The sequence below is a fragment of the Corallococcus praedator genome (assembly GCF_003612125.1).
Classification (GTDB): Bacteria; Myxococcota; Myxococcia; order Myxococcales; family Myxococcaceae; genus Corallococcus; species Corallococcus praedator.
The window spans coordinates 1-17,683 of record NZ_RAWI01000080.1 but is presented as its reverse complement, the minus strand read 5'-3'; the positions used below and the strand labels follow the sequence as shown (position 1 = coordinate 17,683).

The following is a 17,683-nucleotide window of genomic DNA, read 5'->3' as shown; positions in this document are numbered from 1 at the left end:
CCCTGGAACGATCCATGTCCAGTTCCGAAGACCCGCTGGTCCTCAACGGCATCGACGGTGTCACCGGCCAGTACCTGGTGCCGCCCGTGGACCTCCCGGCGGCCGCGGAGGTGGCCGACCCCCGAGGTGACGTCCCCTACTTCGACGCGTGGAAGCGGTGGCTCCAGGTCGTGCCCATGGGCGCCAAGACCTTCCTGCCCTTCGACGTGGATCCGACGAATCCCATCCAGGCCGGCTGGGGCGTGGTGTTCCACGCTCAGGCGTCAGAGGAGCTCCGCAAGAGCCTGGAGCCGCTCATCGCCCACCGTCGCGGCCTCGTGGAATCGGATCGGATGCATGTCCTCACCTACCAGTCCGGAGAGACAGCCCATCAGTTCCTCGCGCGCTACGCGGTCGGCGTCGGTGACGTGGATCCCACGCGCGTGCCGGCCTACTTGCTCCTCGTGGGCGGACCGGACGACATCCCGTACGACGTGCAGCACTCGCTCTCCCTCTCCTACTATGTCGGTCGCCTCTCCTTCGATACCTCCGCGGAGTACACGCGCTATGCGGAAAGCGTCGTCGCCTACGAGACGGCGGCCACGGTCCCCAACCACCGGCAGGTGAGCTGGTGGGCACCGAAACACCTGGGCGACCGCTCCACGCACCTCAGCGCGGATGAGCTCGTCACCACGCTCGCCCGGGGCGCTCCCGCCAACGAGAAACCCCACTACACGAAGACGATCGCCGCGAAGCTGCGCTACGCCAACACCGCCGCCATCGAAGACGATGCGACCAAGGAATGGCTGCTCGACGCGCTCCACGGTCGGGAGGCGCGTCCGGCCGTGCTCTTCACCGCGTCCCACGGCCTCGGATTTCCCGCGAAGGATCCGCGCCAGTTGACGGACCAGGGCGCACTGCTGAGCCAGGACTGGAGCGGCTTTGGCGCGATGTCTCCCGCGCACTATGTGTCGGCGGCAGACATCCAGGACGACGCACGGCTTCACGGACTGGTGGCCTTCTTCTTCGCCTGCTTCGGCATTGGCACGCCTGCCCATGACGAGTTCCCGCTCGACCCTACCCGTCGGGGCGAAGCACTTGCCCAGGCCGCCTTCGTCGCGGCCCTGCCCCGGAGGCTGCTGTCCCATCCTGGCGGAGGTGCGCTGGCGGTCATCGGCCACGTGGAGCGGGCCTGGGGCTTCTCGATCAAGCCCTTGAACCTGGTTCAGTCCAACGTCCAGCCCTTCAACAATTCGCTCGCGTTGATCATGTCCGGCCAACCCGTGGGCTATGCGCTGCGCGACTTCCGCAGCCGCTACTCCGATCTCAACAACATCCTGTTGACCCACCTGGACACCAACACCTCCAACGGGAAGATGGCGCCCCGGGAGCTCATCCATCGGTGGATCGAACGCAATGACGCGCGCAACTACGTGATGCTCGGCGATCCCGCCGTGCGCATCCGCCACACCGACCTGCAAGTGCTTCCCTGAAAGGAGCATGACCCCATGCGAACGCTCATTCTCAGCGACCTCCACCTCGGCAACGGCGGGCCGTACGACATCTTCGCGGGCGCCGCCGAGCTGCCCGCCCTGCTGGACTCACTCACCGGCACGCCCACCCACGTGGTGCTCAACGGGGACAGCTTCGACTTCCTGCTCAACGACGACCCGCTCGCGGTGGACCCGAAGCTCACCCTCGAACAGGCCCGGGCGCTGGTGAACTCCGCGCAGACGGCGCCGTCCCTCAAGGCCCTGGGCCGGGTGCTGGCCGCGGGCGGACGCGCGACGATGGTGGTGGGCAACCACGACCTCGAACTGGCCCTGCCGGACGTGCAGGCCGTGGTGCGCTCCGCGCTCGCGCAGCCCGCCCACGTGGCCTCGCGGCTGGAGTTCCGGGACGGCACCGCGCCCCTCCAGTTGGAAGTGGGCGGCGCCCGCGTGCTCGTCACCCACGGCGAGCACACCGACGTGGCCAACCGCATCGACTACGACTCGCTCCTTTCCTCCGAGCGCGACAGCCGCTTCCGCTATCCGCCGGGTTCCGTGCTGGTGAAGAGCCTGCTCAACCCGCTCAAGCACCAGCACCGCATGCGGTACATGGACCTCTTGAAGCCAGACTTCCAGGGGGCGGTGATGGTGGCGCTCGGCGTGAAGCCCGACGCGCTCAAGGTCCTGCTGACGTCCGGCACGCTCACCCTCCTGCGACGGCTGATCCAGAACAAGGGCATCGCTCCGGCCTTCGCCTTCCCCACCGACGACGCCCCCGCGGCCTCGGCGGCGGAGTCACACCTGGCGCAGGCGATCGCGGACGTGGACCTGGCGGCCGATGAAGTGGACGCGCTGCTGTCCGCCCTGGATCCGGAGCAGCTCAACGCCTTCGAAAGCCCCGGCGCCCTGGGCCGGGCCCGCCTGAAGCTGTGCAAGGCGGGCTTCGCGCTCTACGCCCGCCTGCACCGGACGGTCGCGGGCAAGACGGGCACGGACTACTTCGCACTGGAACCGGGCAAGGACGAACTCGCGGAGAGCGAACGGCTGGGCAAGAAGTTCGGGCCGCAGGCGGTGGTCATGGGCCACACCCACGCGGCCCGGTGGCACCAGGGCAACGGGCGCGTGTTCGCGAACACCGGCACGTGGATCTCCCTGCTGCGGCTCCCCTCCCTGGACGCGTCCGACGACGAGTGGGGCGCGTACCTCGCGGAGCTCCAGGGCAACCCCGCGCTGGAGCCGTCCCGTCAGAAGCTGGCCCGGCTGGAGCACCGCTTCACCTGCGTGGAGGTCGCCCCCCACGCCACGGGCGCGACGCTGCGGCTGGCGCAGTGGAAGGATCAGGGGCTGCACACGCTGGGCAGCGCGGAGCTCAAGGCGGGAAGCTGAGCCGTCAGCGCGTCGCGGACTTGTCGGCCGCCGCGGACAGCACGCCGTGCAGCACGGCCAGCATCACGGCGCACGCGAGGATGTGGGGCGCGATGTAGGCCAGGCCCCACTTCTCCGCGATGAGGCCCGCGAGGCTCGGCAGCGCCGCGACGCCCGCGGTGGCCGCGCTCACCTGGAAGCCCACCGCGTGCGCGGAGACGTCGGTGCCCACCCGGCGCGGCGTCTCCGACATCATGCCCGGGAAGATGGGGGCCAGCGCGAAGCCCAGCAGCACCAGGCCCACGAAGGGCGGCACGCTGGGAATCGCGAACAGCAGCGCGCCCACCACCGCGAGCCCCGTGCTCGCGCGCAGCATCCGCACCGAGCCCAGGTGCTCGACGATGAAGCCCGACAGGATGCGCCCCACCAGCAGGCTGCCCCAGTAGAGGCTGACGAAGGTGCCGGCCTCGGCGGTGTGCAGGCCCCGGCCTTCCGTGAGCACCGTGAAGCTCCACTGGCCGGCCGTCACCTCCACGCCCGTGTAGAAGAAGAACGTGGCGATCTGCAGCCACACCCGGGGCCGCCGCAGCGTCTCCGCCGCGCTGGCGGTGGGCACCTGCACGCTGGCTTCACCGTCGGTCCGCACCGGCGCATCCCACTGCCGGCGCATCACCAGGAACATCAGCGCCAGCGTGCCCAGCACCGCGCCAATGACGGCGTATCCCGTGCGCCACCCGAAGCCCCGCGTGAGCAGCGCCGTCATCAGCACCGGCCCCAGCGCCGCGCCGACGCTGTAGGCGGCGTGCAGCCAGTTCATGTGCTTGGGCCCGAAGTTCTGGGCCGCGTAGTTGTTGAGCGCGGAGTCGATCGCCCCGGAGCCAAAGCCGATGCAGCACGCCGCCAGCAGGAAGAGCGCGAACACGGGCACGGTCACGTACCCCGCGAGCCCCAGCGCCACCAGCCCCGTGCTCAGCGCCAGCAGCAGGCCCAGCTTGAGCCAGCGCATCAGCCGTCCCGCGAGCAGCCCGGACACGAAGTAGGCGATCGCCGCCGCGGACAGGATGGCTCCCATGCCCGCCTGCGACAGGCCGAAGGTGCTCCGCAGCGACGGCCAGGCGACCCCGAGCACCGCGTCCGGAAGCCCCAGGCTGATGAACGCCAGGTAGGCGAGCGTGAGGAGCGCGGGACGCGGACGGGGAACGGGCACGGAAGGATTCACGGCCGCGCAACGTAGCCCGCGCCCGGGCATTCCCTCCGGGCATTTCCGTGCCATTCATCGGGGCCTTGACGTTGACACTGGTGTCAGGCCCTAGCGTCCTTTCGCAGGAGAGCAGGATGAACATTGGAGAACTCGCCCGGCGCACGGGCAGCAGTGCGCGCTCCATCCGCCACTACGACAAGGCGGGGGTCCTCACCTCATACCGGCGGGACAACGGCTATCGCGACTTCGGCGAGGAGGCCGTCCCCCAGGTGATGCAGGTGGCGCGGATGATCCGCCTGGGCTTCTCCCTGGAGGAGATCGCCACCTTCCCGCCCTGCATGCTCCGCCAGGTCACCACCAGCGTCTGCCCGGACGCCCTCGCGGCCCACCGCGAGCGCCTCGCTGAAGTCGACCAGCAGCTGTTCGACCTCGCGCGCCTGCGGGAGCGACTGCTCTCCGTGCTGGATGCGAACGAAGCCCTTGTCCCCTCCACCGAAAGAGCCATCCATGAACCGTCGTGACGTGATGAAGACCGCCCTCGTGGGCGCAGGACTGCTGCCGGGAGTCGGCCTCGCGGCTGCCCCCGCGCCCACGAAGCGCGACAAGCCCCGGACCTACCTGCTGGTGCACGGCGCATGGCACAACGCCCTGCACTGGACCCGCGTCTCCGAGGCCCTCTCCGCCCGGGGGCATCAGGTGGTGGCCATCGACCTGCCAGGGCACGGCCTCAACGCGCGCTTCCCTGCTTCCTACCTGACGGGCCCCGCGGCCCGCTTCGCGGAGGAGCGCTCCCCGCTGGCGGACGTCACGTTGGATGACTGCGCTGACGCGGTGGTGGCCGCGTTGGAGAAGCTGAAGGGCGGCCCGAAGCCCATCCTCGTGGGCCACAGCGCGGGCGGCACCGTCATCACCCGGGCGGGCGAGAAGGCGCCGCAGCTCATCGGCCGGCTGGTGTACCTGAGCGCGTACTGCCCGCTGCGCCTCCAGAGCGCCAGCGGCTACGGCGCCCTCCCCGAGGCCCGCACCGGCCATGGCGAGAACCTCTTCATCGGCGACGCGGCGAAGGTGGGCGCGGTGCGCATCAACCCTCGCGGCGACGCGGCGTACCTGGAGGCCCTGCGCGCGGGCTTCTACCAGGACGTGGACCCCGCAGGCTTCCTGCCCTTCGCGCTCACCCTCACGCCGGACATCCCGCTGTCCCTCTGGGTGGGCAAGGTAGGCGCGACGAAGGAGCGCTGGGGGCGCATCCCGCGCAGCTACATCCGCTGCACCCAGGACCGCGCCCTGGCCCCCGCGCTCCAGGACCTGATGATCCGCGAAGCCGACGCCTTCACGCCCGGCAACGCCTTCACCGTCGAGTCCCTGGAGTCCTCGCACTCGCCGTTCGCGTCGCAGCCGGAGAAGCTGGCCTCGGTGCTGGACGGCCTGCGCTGACCCGGCTCAGAAGATGGACAGGCCGGTCAGCGTCGTGAACTGATCCAGCGCCTCCATGCCCGCCACCGAGTTGCCCTGGGCATCCAGTCCGGGGCTCCACACGCACAGGCCGCAGCGGTTGGGGATGACGGCGATGATGCCTCCGCCCACGCCGCTCTTGCCGGGCAGGCCCACGCGGTAGGCGAACTCCCCCGCCGCGTCGTACGTGCCACAGGTGAGCATCACCGCGTTGACCTGCTTGGCCTGACTGCGCGTGAGCAGCCGCGCCCCGTCCGCGCGCTCGCCATGGCGGGCGAGGAACCCACAGGCTCGGGCCAGGTCCGCGCAGCTCATCGCCAGCGAGCACTGCCAGAAGTAGTGCTCCAGCACCTCCGAGACGGGACTCTCCATGTTGCCGTAGCTGGCCATGAAGTGGGCCAGCGCGCGATTGCGGTGGCCGTGCTCCGCCTCCGACGCGGCAATGACTGGATCGAAGTCCACCGACGGGTTGCCGCTCTCCGCGCGGAGGAAGTCGCGCAGCGTGCCGCGCGCGTCCCCGGTGAGCTGCTGCAACCGGTCGGTGATGACCAGCGCCCCGGCGTTGATGAACGGGTTGCGCGGGATGCCGTGCTCGTACTCCAACTGCACCAGCGAGTTGAACGGATTGCCCGACGGCTCCTTGCCCACCCGCCGCCACACCGCGTCCCCGTCGCGCGACAGGGCCATGGCCAGGGTGAAGACCTTGGAGATGCTCTGGATGGAGAACGGCTCGCGCCAGTCGCCCACGCCGTACACGTCGCCGTCCACCGTCGCGAGCGCCATGCCGAACCGGCGCGGATCCACCGCCGCCAACGCCGGGATGTAGGTCGCCACGCGGCCCTGGCCCAACACTGGCCGCACCGCGTCCCACACGTCGTGCAACACCGCCTGATAGTCCATGAGCCACCATCCTCATCCACAAAGGGCATTCGGCCTTTCAGAAAATCCGCGCGGCGGTGTCTGCTGTTTTCATGCGCCTCTTCTCGACCACGCTGCTCTCCCTCGCCCTGCTGGGCACGGTCCCCACGGCCTGCTGCAGCAGCACCTCCTCGGCCTCGAACTCCTGCCAGGGCCCGAGCGAAACGCCCACCGACCCCGGGAGCGTCCAGGTCACGCAGCTCGGCGCGGGAGCGTTGAACGCGGCCGGCCAGACGTGGCCGTACCAGCTCCTGAAGCTGGAGGTGCCCGGCCGGGCCGCCACCTACGCGCAGTGGTTCCCGCCCCGGAAGCCCGGTGTGTCCCCCACGGTGATGATCACCAAGCCGTATGACGGCATCACGTGGACGGGCGAGGCCGTGGACGCGAAGTGGGCGTCGCGCGGCAACGGCCTGCACCCGGACGACAGCGAGCCGCACTACGGGTCGGGTTCGTCGCCCATCGCCTTCACGCCCACGACGCCGGAGATCATCTCCGGCGAGGCGTTCATCTACCTGGCCCATGACTTCGGTGTGCTCGCCGTCTTCGGCCGCTTCTACGCGGGCGGGGACCTGCAGAACGACCGCGACGACATGAACGCGGGCATGCGCTTCCTGGCCCAGGCGTCCAACGTGGACACCACACGCATTGGCGTCTTCGGTGGCTCCTGGGGAGGATACGAGGCGCTCTACGCCGCGGCGGACGCACCGGCCAGCGTCATTCCCAAGGTGGGCGTCGCCATCTCCCCGCTGTCCGACTTCGCCCAGGAGGTGGACTACGTGAGCCGCGTCGTCCCCTCGCGCGTGAGCGACCCGGCGATGCGCACGCGCTACCAGCAGTTCTTCGAGCCCTACTTCCGCCGCATCTTCGCCACCACGGGAGGCGACCCCGTCACCGCGTCGGGCGCGGACTACTCGCGCTGGGACGCGGCCCACCTGCTGGACAAGGTGCAGACGCCGTTCCTCATCCTCCACGACGACTGGGACACGCTCATCCCCGTGGAGCACACGCGCGCGCTCGTGTCCCTGGCGCCCCACCGCTACACGCCGCTGTACTTCCGGAACACCGCCGCCGTGAACTGGAACACGCTGGCCCCGGACCACGGCCCCGTCCTCGCAGCGAACGGCAGCGTCGTCATCACACTGAGCGTGGCGCACCTCATCGCGAAGCTGGGCGCGGCGGATCAGACCCTGCTCATCCCCCACGCGGACGGCACCGTGCGCGCGTGGCTCCAGGGCGTGCGAGCCCTCCAGGCGCAGGACCGCGACGTGACGGACGTCGCGCCCCGGCTCCTGGAGCTGACGGATCCGCGCGTGCAGATGTACGAAACCACCGTGGGCAGCGTGCAACCCGGCGCGACCTTCGTCGCGGCGCAGGTCAACGCTGTCTGGGGCACGGCCTTTACCAACGCGAACATCCGCGCGGCGCTGGAATCAGGTCTGCCGACGCCTTAGCGAGCCAAAGCGGAGCCGGAGCCTCGCTTCAGCGCCGGCCAACTTCTTCTCAAGGGTGATGCTCTACCGTTCGAAAGCCAGATAGACCGCCATTCATGACCCGATGGAACATCCAATCATGGGGCACGCTGGTGGTCCTCGGGCTCGCTCTGGCGACGACGAGCCCTGGCGGGACGGCTCGCGCCCAGGCCGGCAACGCACTGGTGTCCCTGGCCCAGGCGCCCTGCACACCCAAGGACTCCACGGTGAGCTGCTGCGTGAAGACGCACCCACTGTCACCGGAGCGCTGTGGCGCCACTAAGCTGGAGGCGGAGGAAATCCTCTTCGCAGCCACGGTGGCCATGGAGTTGGCCAAGCCGGACTTGCCGGAGTGGAAGCGGGCCTGCATGAACAACTACGTGAGGTGCAAGGAGGAGGAGTGGAGTGGCTCCTGCTACGACTGCTTCCGGTCCTGCGAGGGGCAGCGCGGAAACTGGCCGCGTGACAAGTGCCGTCGAAAAACAGGAGACGACTGAGCATGCCCAAGGACATTGACTGGGATCCAGTACGAGCACTGGTCTCGCGTGTGGACGCGGGCGAGGCTTTGACGCTTACCCCGCAGGTGCGCGAGGTGCTGCTGCGCACCGCTCGTGAGGTGGGGATACCAGCCTCCGATGCACAGGCAGCCCTCAAGGATGTGGGCGCAGCGACGGCCCTGCTGCATGGCGCCTGGGCCCGCATCCGAGACGGCTCCATTCGCCTATCGCTCACGGAGATGAGGGCACAGGACCTGGCTCGCACCGGCGACAAGGCCGGCGCGCGGAAGCTGCTGGAGGACCTGCTCGCCGTGGAGGTGGTGTCGCTCTACCGCGAGCTGGCGGAGATGGAGTTGAAGGACCTGGACTGACGGCCGACCAACACCGTGGAGCGCAAAGCCCCTTCAGCGCAGGCCCGCGCGCTTCGCCAATTCCTGCGCCAGCGCACGCAGCTCCTCCGCGCCCGACGCGTTCGGGCTCGTGTCGAATACCACTTCGTAGCCCAGCCCCGCCTGGTTGATGGACTCCGAGCGCGGGATGCGTGCACGCAGCACCGGCACCGTCACGTCCTTCAGCGCCTCTTCCATCGCCTCATTCGTCGCGGGCGTGCGCCGATCCCACAGGTTCACCGCGGCCACCAGCTGGCCACCGTCCTCGCGCACCTCGCGCCACGCCGTTTCAATCTCCGCCAGACCCTGCAACGCGAACGCACCCGTGGGCACCGGCGCCACCACCACGTCCGCGAAGCACATCACCGCCTCCGTGAACGCGCCGATGGACGGCGGCGTGTCCACGAGGATGACGTCCGGCGTCCACGACAGCGTCTTCAGCGCGCGCGGCAGCGCCTGCAACCGGTGCCCCCAGCCGAACAGCTCGCGCTCCAGCGCCGCCATGCGCGGAGCCCCCGGCGCGATGTAGAGGTTCGGCCGCTTCGGCGACGCCACCACCACCTCGTCCAGCTTGTGCTTCGGCCGGGGCCCGAAGGCGTCCGCCACGCACGGGCCGTCCCGCGTCTCCAGGCCCAGCACCAGCGACGCGTGCGCCTGCGGATCCAGATCCAACAGCAGCACCCGGTGGCCCGCGTCCGCCAGCGCCGCCGCCACGTGCGCGCACAGCGTCGTCTTCCCCACGCCTCCCTTGATGGTGCAGAACGCAATCGTCGGCATGATGGACTCCGGTCCTACCAGGATTCCGCCGCCCGCTGGGCCGCGCCGGAATGGACCGCCCGCCCCATCCCGTGCGCTCCAGAATGGAGCAGCCCCCCGTCATCTCCCAACTCGCCCCAATGATTCCAGGCCCTTGGCGCTGGCACCGGACGTGCTCTGTCCCCTCCACGTCAGGGCGCCTCACAGGGGTGCCGGAAGCTTCAGGAGGAACATCATGGAAATCCGGTTCTTTGGGGTTCGGGGCAGCATCGCGGTGTCGGGTTCTCGGATTGGTGGCAACACGGCGTGCGTGGAGGTGACGAGCCAGGGCGAGCGGCTGATCCTCGACGCGGGCACGGGCATCCGCACGCTGGGCGAGGTGATGCTGCGCGAGGGCGCCCCGCAGAAGGCGACGATGTTCTTCTCCCACCTGCACTGGGACCACGTGCAGGGCTTCCCCTTCTTCACGCCCGCGTACCTGCCCACCACGGCGCTGACGCTGTACGGCCCGGGCGCCAATGGCGCGCAGGCGCTGGAGTCCACGCTGTCGCAGCAGATGCGCCCGCCGCAGTTCCCGGTGCCGCTGTCCACCATGCGCTCGAAGATGGCCTTCGGCTCCGCGGTGCACGGCCAGACGGTGGAGGTGGGCCCGTTCAAGGTGACGCCCATCGACGTGCCCCACCCGGACGGCTGCATGGCGTACCGCGTGGAGGCGGATGGCCATTCCTTCGTGTACGCGACGGACGTGGAGCTGCCGGAGCGCCTCACGTCGGACGTGGCGCGCCACTTCGAGGGCGCGGACGCGCTGTGCCTGGACGCGCAGTACACGCCCGACGAGTACGAGGGGAAGAAGGGCATGTCCAAGAAGGGCTGGGGCCACTCGACGATGATGGACGCGGCCAAGGTGGCCAAGGACCTGCACGCCGGGCGGCTGTTCCTCTTCCACCATGATCCGTCCCACGCGGACGACCTGCTGGAGGACATGGCGCAGCAGGCCCGCGGCCTGTTCCCCTTCACCGAGCCCGCGCGTGAAGGCCAGCGCATGCTGCTGGGCCGCGCGGCGGGCGCATGAGCCTCACGAGCCCCGAGCCCTGCGCTACACTGCCACGCGAGCCCTTCACGCTGCCGCCGCTCCCCGCCGCCATGCCCTCGTCCCCGCCGGATGTGTCCCAGGTCCTGCTCCCCTTTGGCGGCCTCGTCGGGCGCGAGGTGGACCTGGATGCCTTCCTCCAGACGCTCGTGGATCGCATCGCCATCACGCTGCAGGCGGACCGAGGCACGCTGTGGCTGTTGGATCCGGTGCGCCGCGAGCTGTTCAGCCGCGCGGCGCACCTGCCGGAGGTCGCGCAGATCCGCGTGAAGCTGGGCCAGGGCGTGGCGGGCTACGTGGCGGAGGCCGGCGAACCCGTGCACGTGCCGGATCCGCGCGGCGAGCGCCGCTTCTTCGCGGACATCGACCGGATGACGGGCTACCGCACCATCAGCCTGGCGGCGGTGCCGCTGCGCGACGCGGCCGGCGCGGTGTACGGCGTCCTCCAGGTGCTCAACCGCCTGGGCGGCGGACCCTTCACGGAAGACGACACCCAGAAGCTCACCGCCATCGCGGCCCAGGTGAGCACCGCGCTCCAGACGACCAGCCTCTACCAGGAGCTCCAGCGCGCGAAGGATCAGCCGCAGGCCCCGGTGGGCTACTTCTTCAACCGCATCATCGGAGAGGCCCCGCCGCTCAAGGCGCTCTACCGGCTGGTGCAGAAGGCCGCGCCCACCGACGCCACGGTGCTGCTGCGCGGGGAGAGCGGCTGCGGCAAGGAGCTCTTCGCGCGCGCCATCCACGTCAACGGGCCCCGGCGGGACAAGCCCTTCGTGAAGGTGGACTGCGCGGCCCTGCCCGCGTCCCTCATCGAGAACGAGCTGTTCGGCCACGAGAAGGGCGCCTTCACCGGCGCCGACCACCGCATGCCCGGCAAGTTCGAGGCGGCCGACGGCGGCACGGTGTTCATCGACGAGCTGGGGGAGCTGCCCCAGTCCGTGCAGGGCAAGCTCTTGCGCGTGCTCCAGGACCGGGAGTTCGAACGCGTGGGCGGCACGCAGGCCGTCAAGGTGGACGTGCGCATCGTCGCGGCCACCCACCGCGACCTGCCGCGCATGGTGGCCGAAGGCAAGTTCCGCGAGGACCTCTACTACCGCATCAAGGTCGTGGAGCTGCTCCTGCCCCCGCTGCGCGAGCGCGGCGCGGAGGACATCGAACGGCTCGCGCGCCACTTCGTCGCCACCGCCGCCCGGCGCCACCGGCTGACGGCGCCGCGCCTGAGCGTCGCCGCGCTGGAGCGCCTGAAGCGCTACCGCTGGCCGGGCAACGTGCGCGAGCTGGAGAACTGCATCGAGAGCGCCGTGGTGCTGTCCGAAGGGGAGATCCTGGAGGAGCACCTGCCCCTGCCCTCCCTGGACCGCCCGCTGTCCTCCACGCCACCGGAGTCCATGGGCCCGGAGACCCGGGAAGCGCCCGGTGCGTCGGGGGAGGCGCCGCTCCTGCTTCCGCTGGCGGAGGTGGAGCGCCGTCACATCCTGCGCGTGCTGGAGGCGGTGAAGGGCAACCGCACCGCGGCGGCACGGACGCTGGAGATCGGCCGCAACACGCTCAGCCGCAAGCTCAAGGAGTACGGGCTGGCGGACGAGGGCTGAGCGCCGCCCCCCCGTCCTGGCGGCACTCCGTCTCCCAACAGGCAGCCACCCGAGGGACGCCCTGTTCGACGGTGCCTTCCAGCGGGGGGGAAGGCCACCTCTCCTCAGGGCCGTTGTGCGAACCGCGAGGACCGGATTCCGGGAGGCGGTGACCTTGTCTCCTCCCTGGGGTTCCCCGTGCAGGACGTGCCCCGTGGGGAAGGAGCACGTCATGGCGGATATCCTGGATGTCCCGGCGAGCAGGCGGCCCACCGAACGACGTGAGGCACACACCGGCCGGATCATCCTCATCTCCCTGGTGGCCGCGCTCGGCGGCTTCCTCTTCGGCTTCGACACCTCCGTCATCAACGGCACCGTCGGAGCGCTCGAGATCCAGTTCGCCGCGAGCAGCTGGGCGTTGGGTCTGGCGGTGTCCTCCGCGTTGATTGGCTCCGCGATTGGCGCCTTCTGCGCGGGCTCCGTCGCGGACCGCTTCGGCCGCACGCGCACGATGATCATGGCCTCGGACCTGTTCATCATGAGCGCGCTCGGCTCCGGCCTCGCGTTCTCGCTCTGGGACCTGAGCTTCTGGCGACTGGTGGGCGGGCTGGGCGTGGGCGCCGCCAGCGTCGTGGCGCCCGCGTACATCGCCGAGAGCGCCCCGGCGCACCTGCGCGGACGGTTGGCGTCGCTGCAACAGCTGGCCATCGTGGTGGGCATCTTCGTGGCCCTCCTGGGGGACTTCGTCATCGCGCGCGACGCGGGCTCGGCCTCCAACCCGGGCTGGTTCGGCATCACCGCGTGGCGCTGGATGTTCTTCAGCGGCCTGCCACCCGCGCTCCTCTACGGAGTCGGCGCGCTCTTCATCCCCGAGTCCCCCCGCTACCTGGTGGCCAAGGGCCGTGAGCAGGAAGCGCTCCGCGTGCTGCGCGAAATCGAGGGGGACACCGCGCCCTCCAAGATTCTGGAGATCCGCCGCTCCGTTCGCCAGGACCGCACGCCGCACCTGGCGGACCTCAAGGGCGGCCGGTTCGGCTTCCTGCCCATCGTGTGGATCGGCATCGTGCTCGCGATGCTCCAGCAGTTCGTGGGCATCAACATCATCTTCTACTACTCCAGCGTCCTCTGGCAGGCGGTGGGCTTCTCCGAGCAGAGCTCGCTGCTCATCACCGTCATCACCAGCGTCACCAACATCCTCACCACGCTCGTCGCCATCGCCTGCGTGGACAGGGTGGGCCGCAAGCCGCTGCTCATCATCGGCTCCGTCGGCATGGCGCTCACGCTGGGCCTGCTCGCATACCTCTTCGGCACCGCTCCGCAGGACGCCACGGGCAATCCCCTCTTGCAGGGGACCGCCAGCACCGCGGCGCTCATCGCCGCCAACCTCTACGTCGTCTTCTTCGGCTTCTCGTGGGGCCCCGTCGTCTGGGTGCTGTTGGGAGAGATGTTCCCCAACCGGATCCGCGCGCTCGCGCTGTCCATCGCGGCCATGGCGCAGTGGGTGGCCAACTTCGTGGTGTCCGCCACGTTCCCGTCGCTCAAGGCGCTCGGGCTGGGCTGGGCCTACGGCCTGTATGCCGCGGCCGCCGTGTTCTCCATCTTCTTCGCCGTCCGCTTCATCAAGGAAACGAAGGGTCGCGAACTGGAGTCCATGTAGTCCCCAGGGGCAGGCGAAAATGCGCGCAAGCCCGTACACCCGTACAGGTGTACGGGCTTTCTCCAACTTCACGCGTCGCGTGGGTACAAAGACACCTGATCCATTTGACACCCGGGGGCACGGCCTTCCAGCATCTGATTCATGCTGAAACATTCCCCCTCGCGAAATCGACTTACGAGCCTTCTGCTCGCCTCCCTGTTGCTCACGCTGACGGCCTGCCCCGGTTCGGATGATCCGGATGGGGACGGTGGCACCCCTGTCACCGACGGTGGTGGCACGGACGGTGGCCCCGTCGACGAAGGTCCCGCCTTCTGTGGCGACGGCAAGAAGCACTCCACCGAAGCCTGTGACGACGCCAACACCCTGAGCGGCGACGGCTGCAAGTCCGACTGCAAGGAGATCGAGATCGGCTTCGACTGTCCGACGCCGGGCCAGAAGTGCGTGGTCGGGACGGCCTGTGGCAACGGCGTCGTGGAGGCAGGCGACACGGACGCGGGCGTGAAGCCCGAGGTGTGCGACGACCGCAACAAGGCGGACGGCGACGGCTGCTCGGCCAACTGCAAGACGGTGGAGGAAGGCTGGTCCTGCCCGTTCCAGGGTCAGCGCTGCCGCGCGGCCCAGTGCGGTGACAACATCATCGCGGGCGACGAGGAGTGCGAGGACGGCAACACCACCAAGGGCGACGGCTGCAGCGACATCTGCCGCCTGGAGCCGGGCTACAAGTGCGACCCGGGCCAGCCTTGCGCGAAGACGACCTGCGGCGACGGCAAGAGGGAAGGCACCGAGCAGTGCGACGACGGCAACCACGACATGGGCGACGGCTGCTCCGTGCTGTGCGTGCTGGAGCCCAAGTGCGTGAACGGCACCTGCGAGGCCCGCTGCGGCGACGGCGTCATCCTCCCCGGTGACACCACCGAGGAGTGCGACGACGGCAACGTGCGCGCCAACGACGGCTGCTCCGCCACCTGCAAGCTGGAGGAAGGCTTCGCCTGCACCCGCGTCACCACGGCCCCGCCGAGCTCGGTGGAGATCCCCGTCGTGTACCGTGACTTCCGTGGCAAGGGGCAGCCCGTCAATGGCAAGTACCCCGCCACCGTCCACCCGGACTTCGACGACGCCAACGGCGCGGAAACGGGCATCGTGGGTCCGCTGTACGCGGCGCTCGGCGCGGACGGCAAGCCCGTGTACGCCAAGGCCGGCCAGACCTCCGGGACCACCCACGGCAAGGTGGCCTTCGACCAGTGGTACCGCGATCAGCCCCGTGACGCTGGCATCAACGTCACCGAGGTCGGTGTGCTGAAGCTGGACAAGCAGGGTGACGGCTCCTACCTGTTCAACAACCAGACCTTCTTCCCGCTCGACACCAGCGGCTGGGTGGGCCTGGGCCTGGAGAACAAGCTCAACGACAACACCGGCACCCCGCGCAACTTCAGCTTCACCAGCGAGACGCGCTACTGGTTCGAGTTCAAGGGCAACGAGCAGCTGACGTTCCTCGGCGACGACGACGTGTGGGTCTTCATCAACCGCAAGCTGGCCCTGGACCTGGGCGGCGTGCACGGCGCCACGTCCGGAACGGTTTCGCTGGCGAACGCAGCCACCGTCGCGGGCCTCGGCCTGGTGAAGGGCAAGATCTACGAGGTCGTCGTGTTCCAGGCGGAGCGCCACACGTCCCAGTCCTCGTACAAGCTGACCCTGACCAACTTCGAAACGCAGCGCACCACCTGCGAGTCCACCTGCGGCGACGGGGACGTCGACGTGGGCGAGCAGTGCGACAAGGGCAACCTGAACGGGCCGGGCTACGGCAAGTGCAGCCTGACCTGCATCTGGAACGCCCGCTGCGGCGACAGCAAGATCCAGTACGACGCCGGTGAGACCTGCGACGACGGCAACACCAACAACGACGACGACTGCCCCAACAACTGCGTCTACGATCCGGGGTGAAGTCCCATGAGCCCCGGCGCCTTCACGGCCGGGGTCCTCCTCCGCCCTGACCTCACAGGGTCCGGGCGAGCATGAACGCGGCGGCCAGGGACAGTCCCCCGGCCGCCGCGAAGTGCTTCCAGGCCCCGCGGGACAGCATGCCCCCGGTGCCCAGGGCCTCGTCCCCCAGCACCACCAGCGCCGGACGCCCTCCGCGACCGCGCAACTCCCAGGTGCCGTCGCGGGGCCCGCGCCGCAGCTCCCCCACCACCAGACACGCCTCGCCCGGGGTGCCCACGCGCTCCCAGGACAGCGCCTCCGCGGGCGGCCCCAGGAGCTCCGCCTGGGTGAGCGCGGGCGCGGACACGCAGCGGCGCACCTCCACCGGGGCCACCAGCGCGGAGGGCGCGAAGCCCACCGTCGCAAGCGTGCGCTCCCCGCGCAGCATCAGCACCGGCGCATAGGCGCGCTCCCGCGACAAGAGCGGCCCCTTGTGGCCATGGTCGCCCACCGCGTGCACCGCCGCGTCGTAGAAGGCGCAGGGCACGCCGCCCGGCGACGTCAGCGTCTGCGGAGACTCCAGGCGGCCCCGGTACACGCCGAAGCCCGGCGGACGTCCCGCGCGCAGGGCCGCCACCGCCTCATCCAGCGACAGCGGCGCCGCGCCGACCAGGGCCTCCGCCCGCAACCGCACCCGCGCGCCCCGGGCCGACACGCCCGCGGCCAGCACCAGCAGCGCCCCGCCCACCGCCTTGACGAGCACGTCCGGCGACACGCGCACCAGGGGCTCCTCGCGAAGCCACGGGACGAAGAGCACCAGGCCCAGGGCCAGCGTGCCAAAGCCCGCCAGCAGCCAGCGGGGCCGGGCCCGGGCGGACATCCGTCCCAGGGTGAACACCGCCAGCAACAGCACGGCGAGGCCCGCCGCGCACGCCGGCACCCAGAGGATGCGACCCAAGCCCTCGCCCATGCCCTACCCCCGCCCCACCGGCCCGTGAAGGACACGGAGCCCGGCGGGAGCAAGGTGGGAATGGGAGGGCGGGGCGGCAAGCCCCACGACGGGCGCGGCTACTCGCCGCCGTTGGCGACCTTGCGCACCGGACGCTCCTTGAGCGTCCCCGACACCTTCAGATCGTCGTAGGTGCACTTCAGGTTGCGGCACCCCAGCGCCAGCTTGCCCACGCGGCCGTCGAAGCCGGGGAGGATCTTCGTGGCGAAGAGCTTGTTGTTGAGGAAGGCGTCCGCGCGCACGCCGCTCTTCTGCTTGCGCAACTGGAGGCGGACCAGGAACGGACCCTGCCGGGGCAGCGGCATCTCGTCACCCACGAGGTTGCGGGCGTCGTCCGCGCTGTTGCCCACGATCTCCCGTCCGTCCTCGGCGGAGATGTAGCGCCACGACAGGCGCATGCCCACGTCCGGGATGGCGAAGACGGACACCTGCACGTCGCGGATGCGGAACGCCAGCTCTCCGAAGTGCTGCGCGTCCTCCTCCACCAGGAACTCGCGGCCCAGCGGCTTCACGTCCATCAGCGTCTCCGCCGTGAAGTCGTCGCTGGAGAAGTAGCGGTGCGCCAGGTAGGCGCGCGGCACCAGCTTGTTGCCGTCCGTCTCCATGCCGCCCTGGATGGCCTGCAGCTCGCCGTCCACCATGCGCCACGTGCCGCTGTGGACGTTGATCTCCTCGGTGCCCTCGCCGAAGCCGACCTTCAGCGTGGAGGCCGTGCCGTTGCCGTTGGGCGGCGTCAGCGTGATGTCGGAGAACACCTCGCCCTCCGTGTTGGGCGGCCACTGCGCCTGCCCCGGCTTCACCTTCACGCCCTGCGTGCCGATGACGTACTTGTCGTCCTGGCCCAGGTGCAGGCTCACCGGCCCCACGAAGGCGCGCACCCCGAAGCCCAGCAGCGCCAGTCCCCCCACCACGGACAGGCC

Annotated in this window: 15 protein-coding genes and 1 pseudogene; 11 read left to right on the top strand and 5 right to left on the bottom strand. The window is 70.0% G+C overall.

Annotated features, from left to right (window positions below; translation table 11 throughout):
• Positions 1-14: 14 nt before the first annotated feature.
• Both D7Y13_RS13360 and D7Y13_RS13355 read left to right on the top strand, forming a co-directional pair.
• Entirely contained in the window at positions 15-1,472 is a 1,458-nt protein-coding gene (locus D7Y13_RS13360; RefSeq protein ID WP_158620368.1) for a C25 family cysteine peptidase, read from the top strand.
• A 15-nt stretch (positions 1,473-1,487) separates the two neighbouring features.
• Complete coding sequence (locus D7Y13_RS13355; RefSeq protein ID WP_120583644.1) at positions 1,488-2,855, top strand: metallophosphoesterase; 1,368 nt, start codon at positions 1,488-1,490, stop codon at positions 2,853-2,855.
• A gap of 4 nt (positions 2,856-2,859) precedes the next feature.
• On the opposite strand, the gene D7Y13_RS13350 is transcribed toward D7Y13_RS13355, so the two are convergent.
• The gene (locus D7Y13_RS13350; RefSeq protein WP_233595541.1) at positions 2,860-4,041 is read right to left on the bottom strand and encodes an MFS transporter; all 1,182 of its coding nucleotides are present in this window, start codon (positions 4,039-4,041) and stop codon (positions 2,860-2,862) included.
• Between the two features lie 128 nt (positions 4,042-4,169).
• Between D7Y13_RS13350 and D7Y13_RS13345 the strand changes: the two genes are divergently transcribed.
• Together D7Y13_RS13345 and D7Y13_RS13340 are read left to right on the top strand one after the other, a co-directional pair.
• Complete coding sequence (locus D7Y13_RS13345) at positions 4,170-4,556, top strand: MerR family transcriptional regulator (protein WP_120583646.1); 387 nt, start codon at positions 4,170-4,172, stop codon at positions 4,554-4,556.
• The gene (locus tag D7Y13_RS13340; RefSeq protein ID WP_120533266.1) at positions 4,543-5,469 is read left to right on the top strand and encodes an alpha/beta fold hydrolase; all 927 of its coding nucleotides are present in this window, start codon (positions 4,543-4,545) and stop codon (positions 5,467-5,469) included. Before D7Y13_RS13345 ends, D7Y13_RS13340 begins: the two co-directional genes overlap by 14 nt.
• A 6-nt stretch (positions 5,470-5,475) precedes the next feature.
• Here the strand turns inward: D7Y13_RS13340 and D7Y13_RS13335 are convergent, their stop codons facing one another.
• Entirely contained in the window at positions 5,476-6,387 is a 912-nt protein-coding gene (locus D7Y13_RS13335; RefSeq protein WP_120583647.1) for a glutaminase, read from the bottom strand.
• Positions 6,388-6,458: 71 nt separating this feature from the next.
• Between D7Y13_RS13335 and D7Y13_RS13330 the strand changes: the two genes are divergently transcribed.
• The 3 genes from D7Y13_RS13330 to D7Y13_RS13320 all read left to right on the top strand — a co-directional run bounded on the left by D7Y13_RS13330 (position 6,459) and on the right by D7Y13_RS13320 (position 8,742).
• Entirely contained in the window at positions 6,459-7,856 is a 1,398-nt protein-coding gene (locus D7Y13_RS13330) for an alpha/beta hydrolase family protein (RefSeq protein WP_120583648.1), read from the top strand.
• A 95-nt stretch (positions 7,857-7,951) separates the two neighbouring features.
• A complete protein-coding gene (locus D7Y13_RS47965; protein WP_233595542.1) occupies positions 7,952-8,371 on the top strand; it encodes a hypothetical protein in 420 nt (139 codons plus the stop codon).
• A 2-nt stretch (positions 8,372-8,373) separates the two neighbouring features.
• Complete coding sequence (locus D7Y13_RS13320) at positions 8,374-8,742, top strand: DUSAM domain-containing protein (RefSeq protein WP_120583649.1); 369 nt, start codon at positions 8,374-8,376, stop codon at positions 8,740-8,742.
• A 33-nt stretch (positions 8,743-8,775) separates the two neighbouring features.
• Here the strand turns inward: D7Y13_RS13320 and D7Y13_RS13315 are convergent, their stop codons facing one another.
• Entirely contained in the window at positions 8,776-9,537 is a 762-nt protein-coding gene (locus D7Y13_RS13315) for a ParA family protein (RefSeq protein WP_120583650.1), read from the bottom strand.
• A 214-nt stretch (positions 9,538-9,751) separates the two neighbouring features.
• Here D7Y13_RS13315 and D7Y13_RS13310 point away from each other — a divergent pair, with 214 nt between their 5' ends.
• The 4 genes from D7Y13_RS13310 to D7Y13_RS13295 all read left to right on the top strand — a co-directional run bounded on the left by D7Y13_RS13310 (position 9,752) and on the right by D7Y13_RS13295 (position 15,775).
• Positions 9,752-10,588 (top strand): MBL fold metallo-hydrolase, encoded by an 837-nt coding sequence (locus tag D7Y13_RS13310; protein ID WP_120533271.1) that lies wholly within the window; start codon positions 9,752-9,754, stop codon positions 10,586-10,588.
• Positions 10,585-12,198 (top strand): sigma-54-dependent Fis family transcriptional regulator, encoded by a 1,614-nt coding sequence (locus D7Y13_RS13305; protein WP_120583651.1) that lies wholly within the window; start codon positions 10,585-10,587, stop codon positions 12,196-12,198. Before D7Y13_RS13310 ends, D7Y13_RS13305 begins: the two co-directional genes overlap by 4 nt.
• A gap of 211 nt (positions 12,199-12,409) precedes the next feature.
• Positions 12,410-13,834, top strand: coding sequence for a sugar porter family MFS transporter (locus tag D7Y13_RS13300; RefSeq protein WP_120583655.1), 1,425 nt, complete (start codon positions 12,410-12,412; stop codon positions 13,832-13,834).
• Positions 13,835-13,975: 141 nt separating this feature from the next.
• A complete protein-coding gene (locus tag D7Y13_RS13295; protein ID WP_120583652.1) occupies positions 13,976-15,775 on the top strand; it encodes a DUF4215 domain-containing protein in 1,800 nt (599 codons plus the stop codon).
• A 52-nt stretch (positions 15,776-15,827) separates the two neighbouring features.
• On the opposite strand, the gene D7Y13_RS13290 is transcribed toward D7Y13_RS13295, so the two are convergent.
• Positions 15,828-16,724, bottom strand: coding sequence for a hypothetical protein (locus tag D7Y13_RS13290; protein ID WP_120583653.1), 897 nt, complete (start codon positions 16,722-16,724; stop codon positions 15,828-15,830).
• A 98-nt stretch (positions 16,725-16,822) separates the two neighbouring features.
• A pseudogene (locus D7Y13_RS13285) lies at positions 16,823-17,683 on the bottom strand (serine/threonine protein kinase); the annotation flags it as partial.

Coding starts and splice junctions, on each gene's coding strand:
- D7Y13_RS13360 (WP_158620368.1), top strand. CDS start 15: ATGTCCAGTTCCGAAGACCCGCTGGTCCTCAACGGCATCGACGGTGTC.
- D7Y13_RS13355 (WP_120583644.1), top strand. CDS start 1,488: ATGCGAACGCTCATTCTCAGCGACCTCCACCTCGGCAACGGCGGGCCG.
- D7Y13_RS13345 (WP_120583646.1), top strand. CDS start 4,170: ATGAACATTGGAGAACTCGCCCGGCGCACGGGCAGCAGTGCGCGCTCC.
- D7Y13_RS13340 (WP_120533266.1), top strand. CDS start 4,543: ATGAACCGTCGTGACGTGATGAAGACCGCCCTCGTGGGCGCAGGACTG.
- D7Y13_RS13335 (WP_120583647.1), bottom strand. CDS start 6,387: ATGGACTATCAGGCGGTGTTGCACGACGTGTGGGACGCGGTGCGGCCA.
- D7Y13_RS13330 (WP_120583648.1), top strand. CDS start 6,459: ATGCGCCTCTTCTCGACCACGCTGCTCTCCCTCGCCCTGCTGGGCACG.
- D7Y13_RS47965 (WP_233595542.1), top strand. CDS start 7,952: ATGACCCGATGGAACATCCAATCATGGGGCACGCTGGTGGTCCTCGGG.
- D7Y13_RS13320 (WP_120583649.1), top strand. CDS start 8,374: ATGCCCAAGGACATTGACTGGGATCCAGTACGAGCACTGGTCTCGCGT.
- D7Y13_RS13315 (WP_120583650.1), bottom strand. CDS start 9,537: ATGCCGACGATTGCGTTCTGCACCATCAAGGGAGGCGTGGGGAAGACG.
- D7Y13_RS13310 (WP_120533271.1), top strand. CDS start 9,752: ATGGAAATCCGGTTCTTTGGGGTTCGGGGCAGCATCGCGGTGTCGGGT.
- D7Y13_RS13305 (WP_120583651.1), top strand. CDS start 10,585: ATGAGCCTCACGAGCCCCGAGCCCTGCGCTACACTGCCACGCGAGCCC.
- D7Y13_RS13300 (WP_120583655.1), top strand. CDS start 12,410: ATGGCGGATATCCTGGATGTCCCGGCGAGCAGGCGGCCCACCGAACGA.
- D7Y13_RS13295 (WP_120583652.1), top strand. CDS start 13,976: ATGCTGAAACATTCCCCCTCGCGAAATCGACTTACGAGCCTTCTGCTC.
- D7Y13_RS13290 (WP_120583653.1), bottom strand. CDS start 16,724: ATGGGCGAGGGCTTGGGTCGCATCCTCTGGGTGCCGGCGTGCGCGGCG.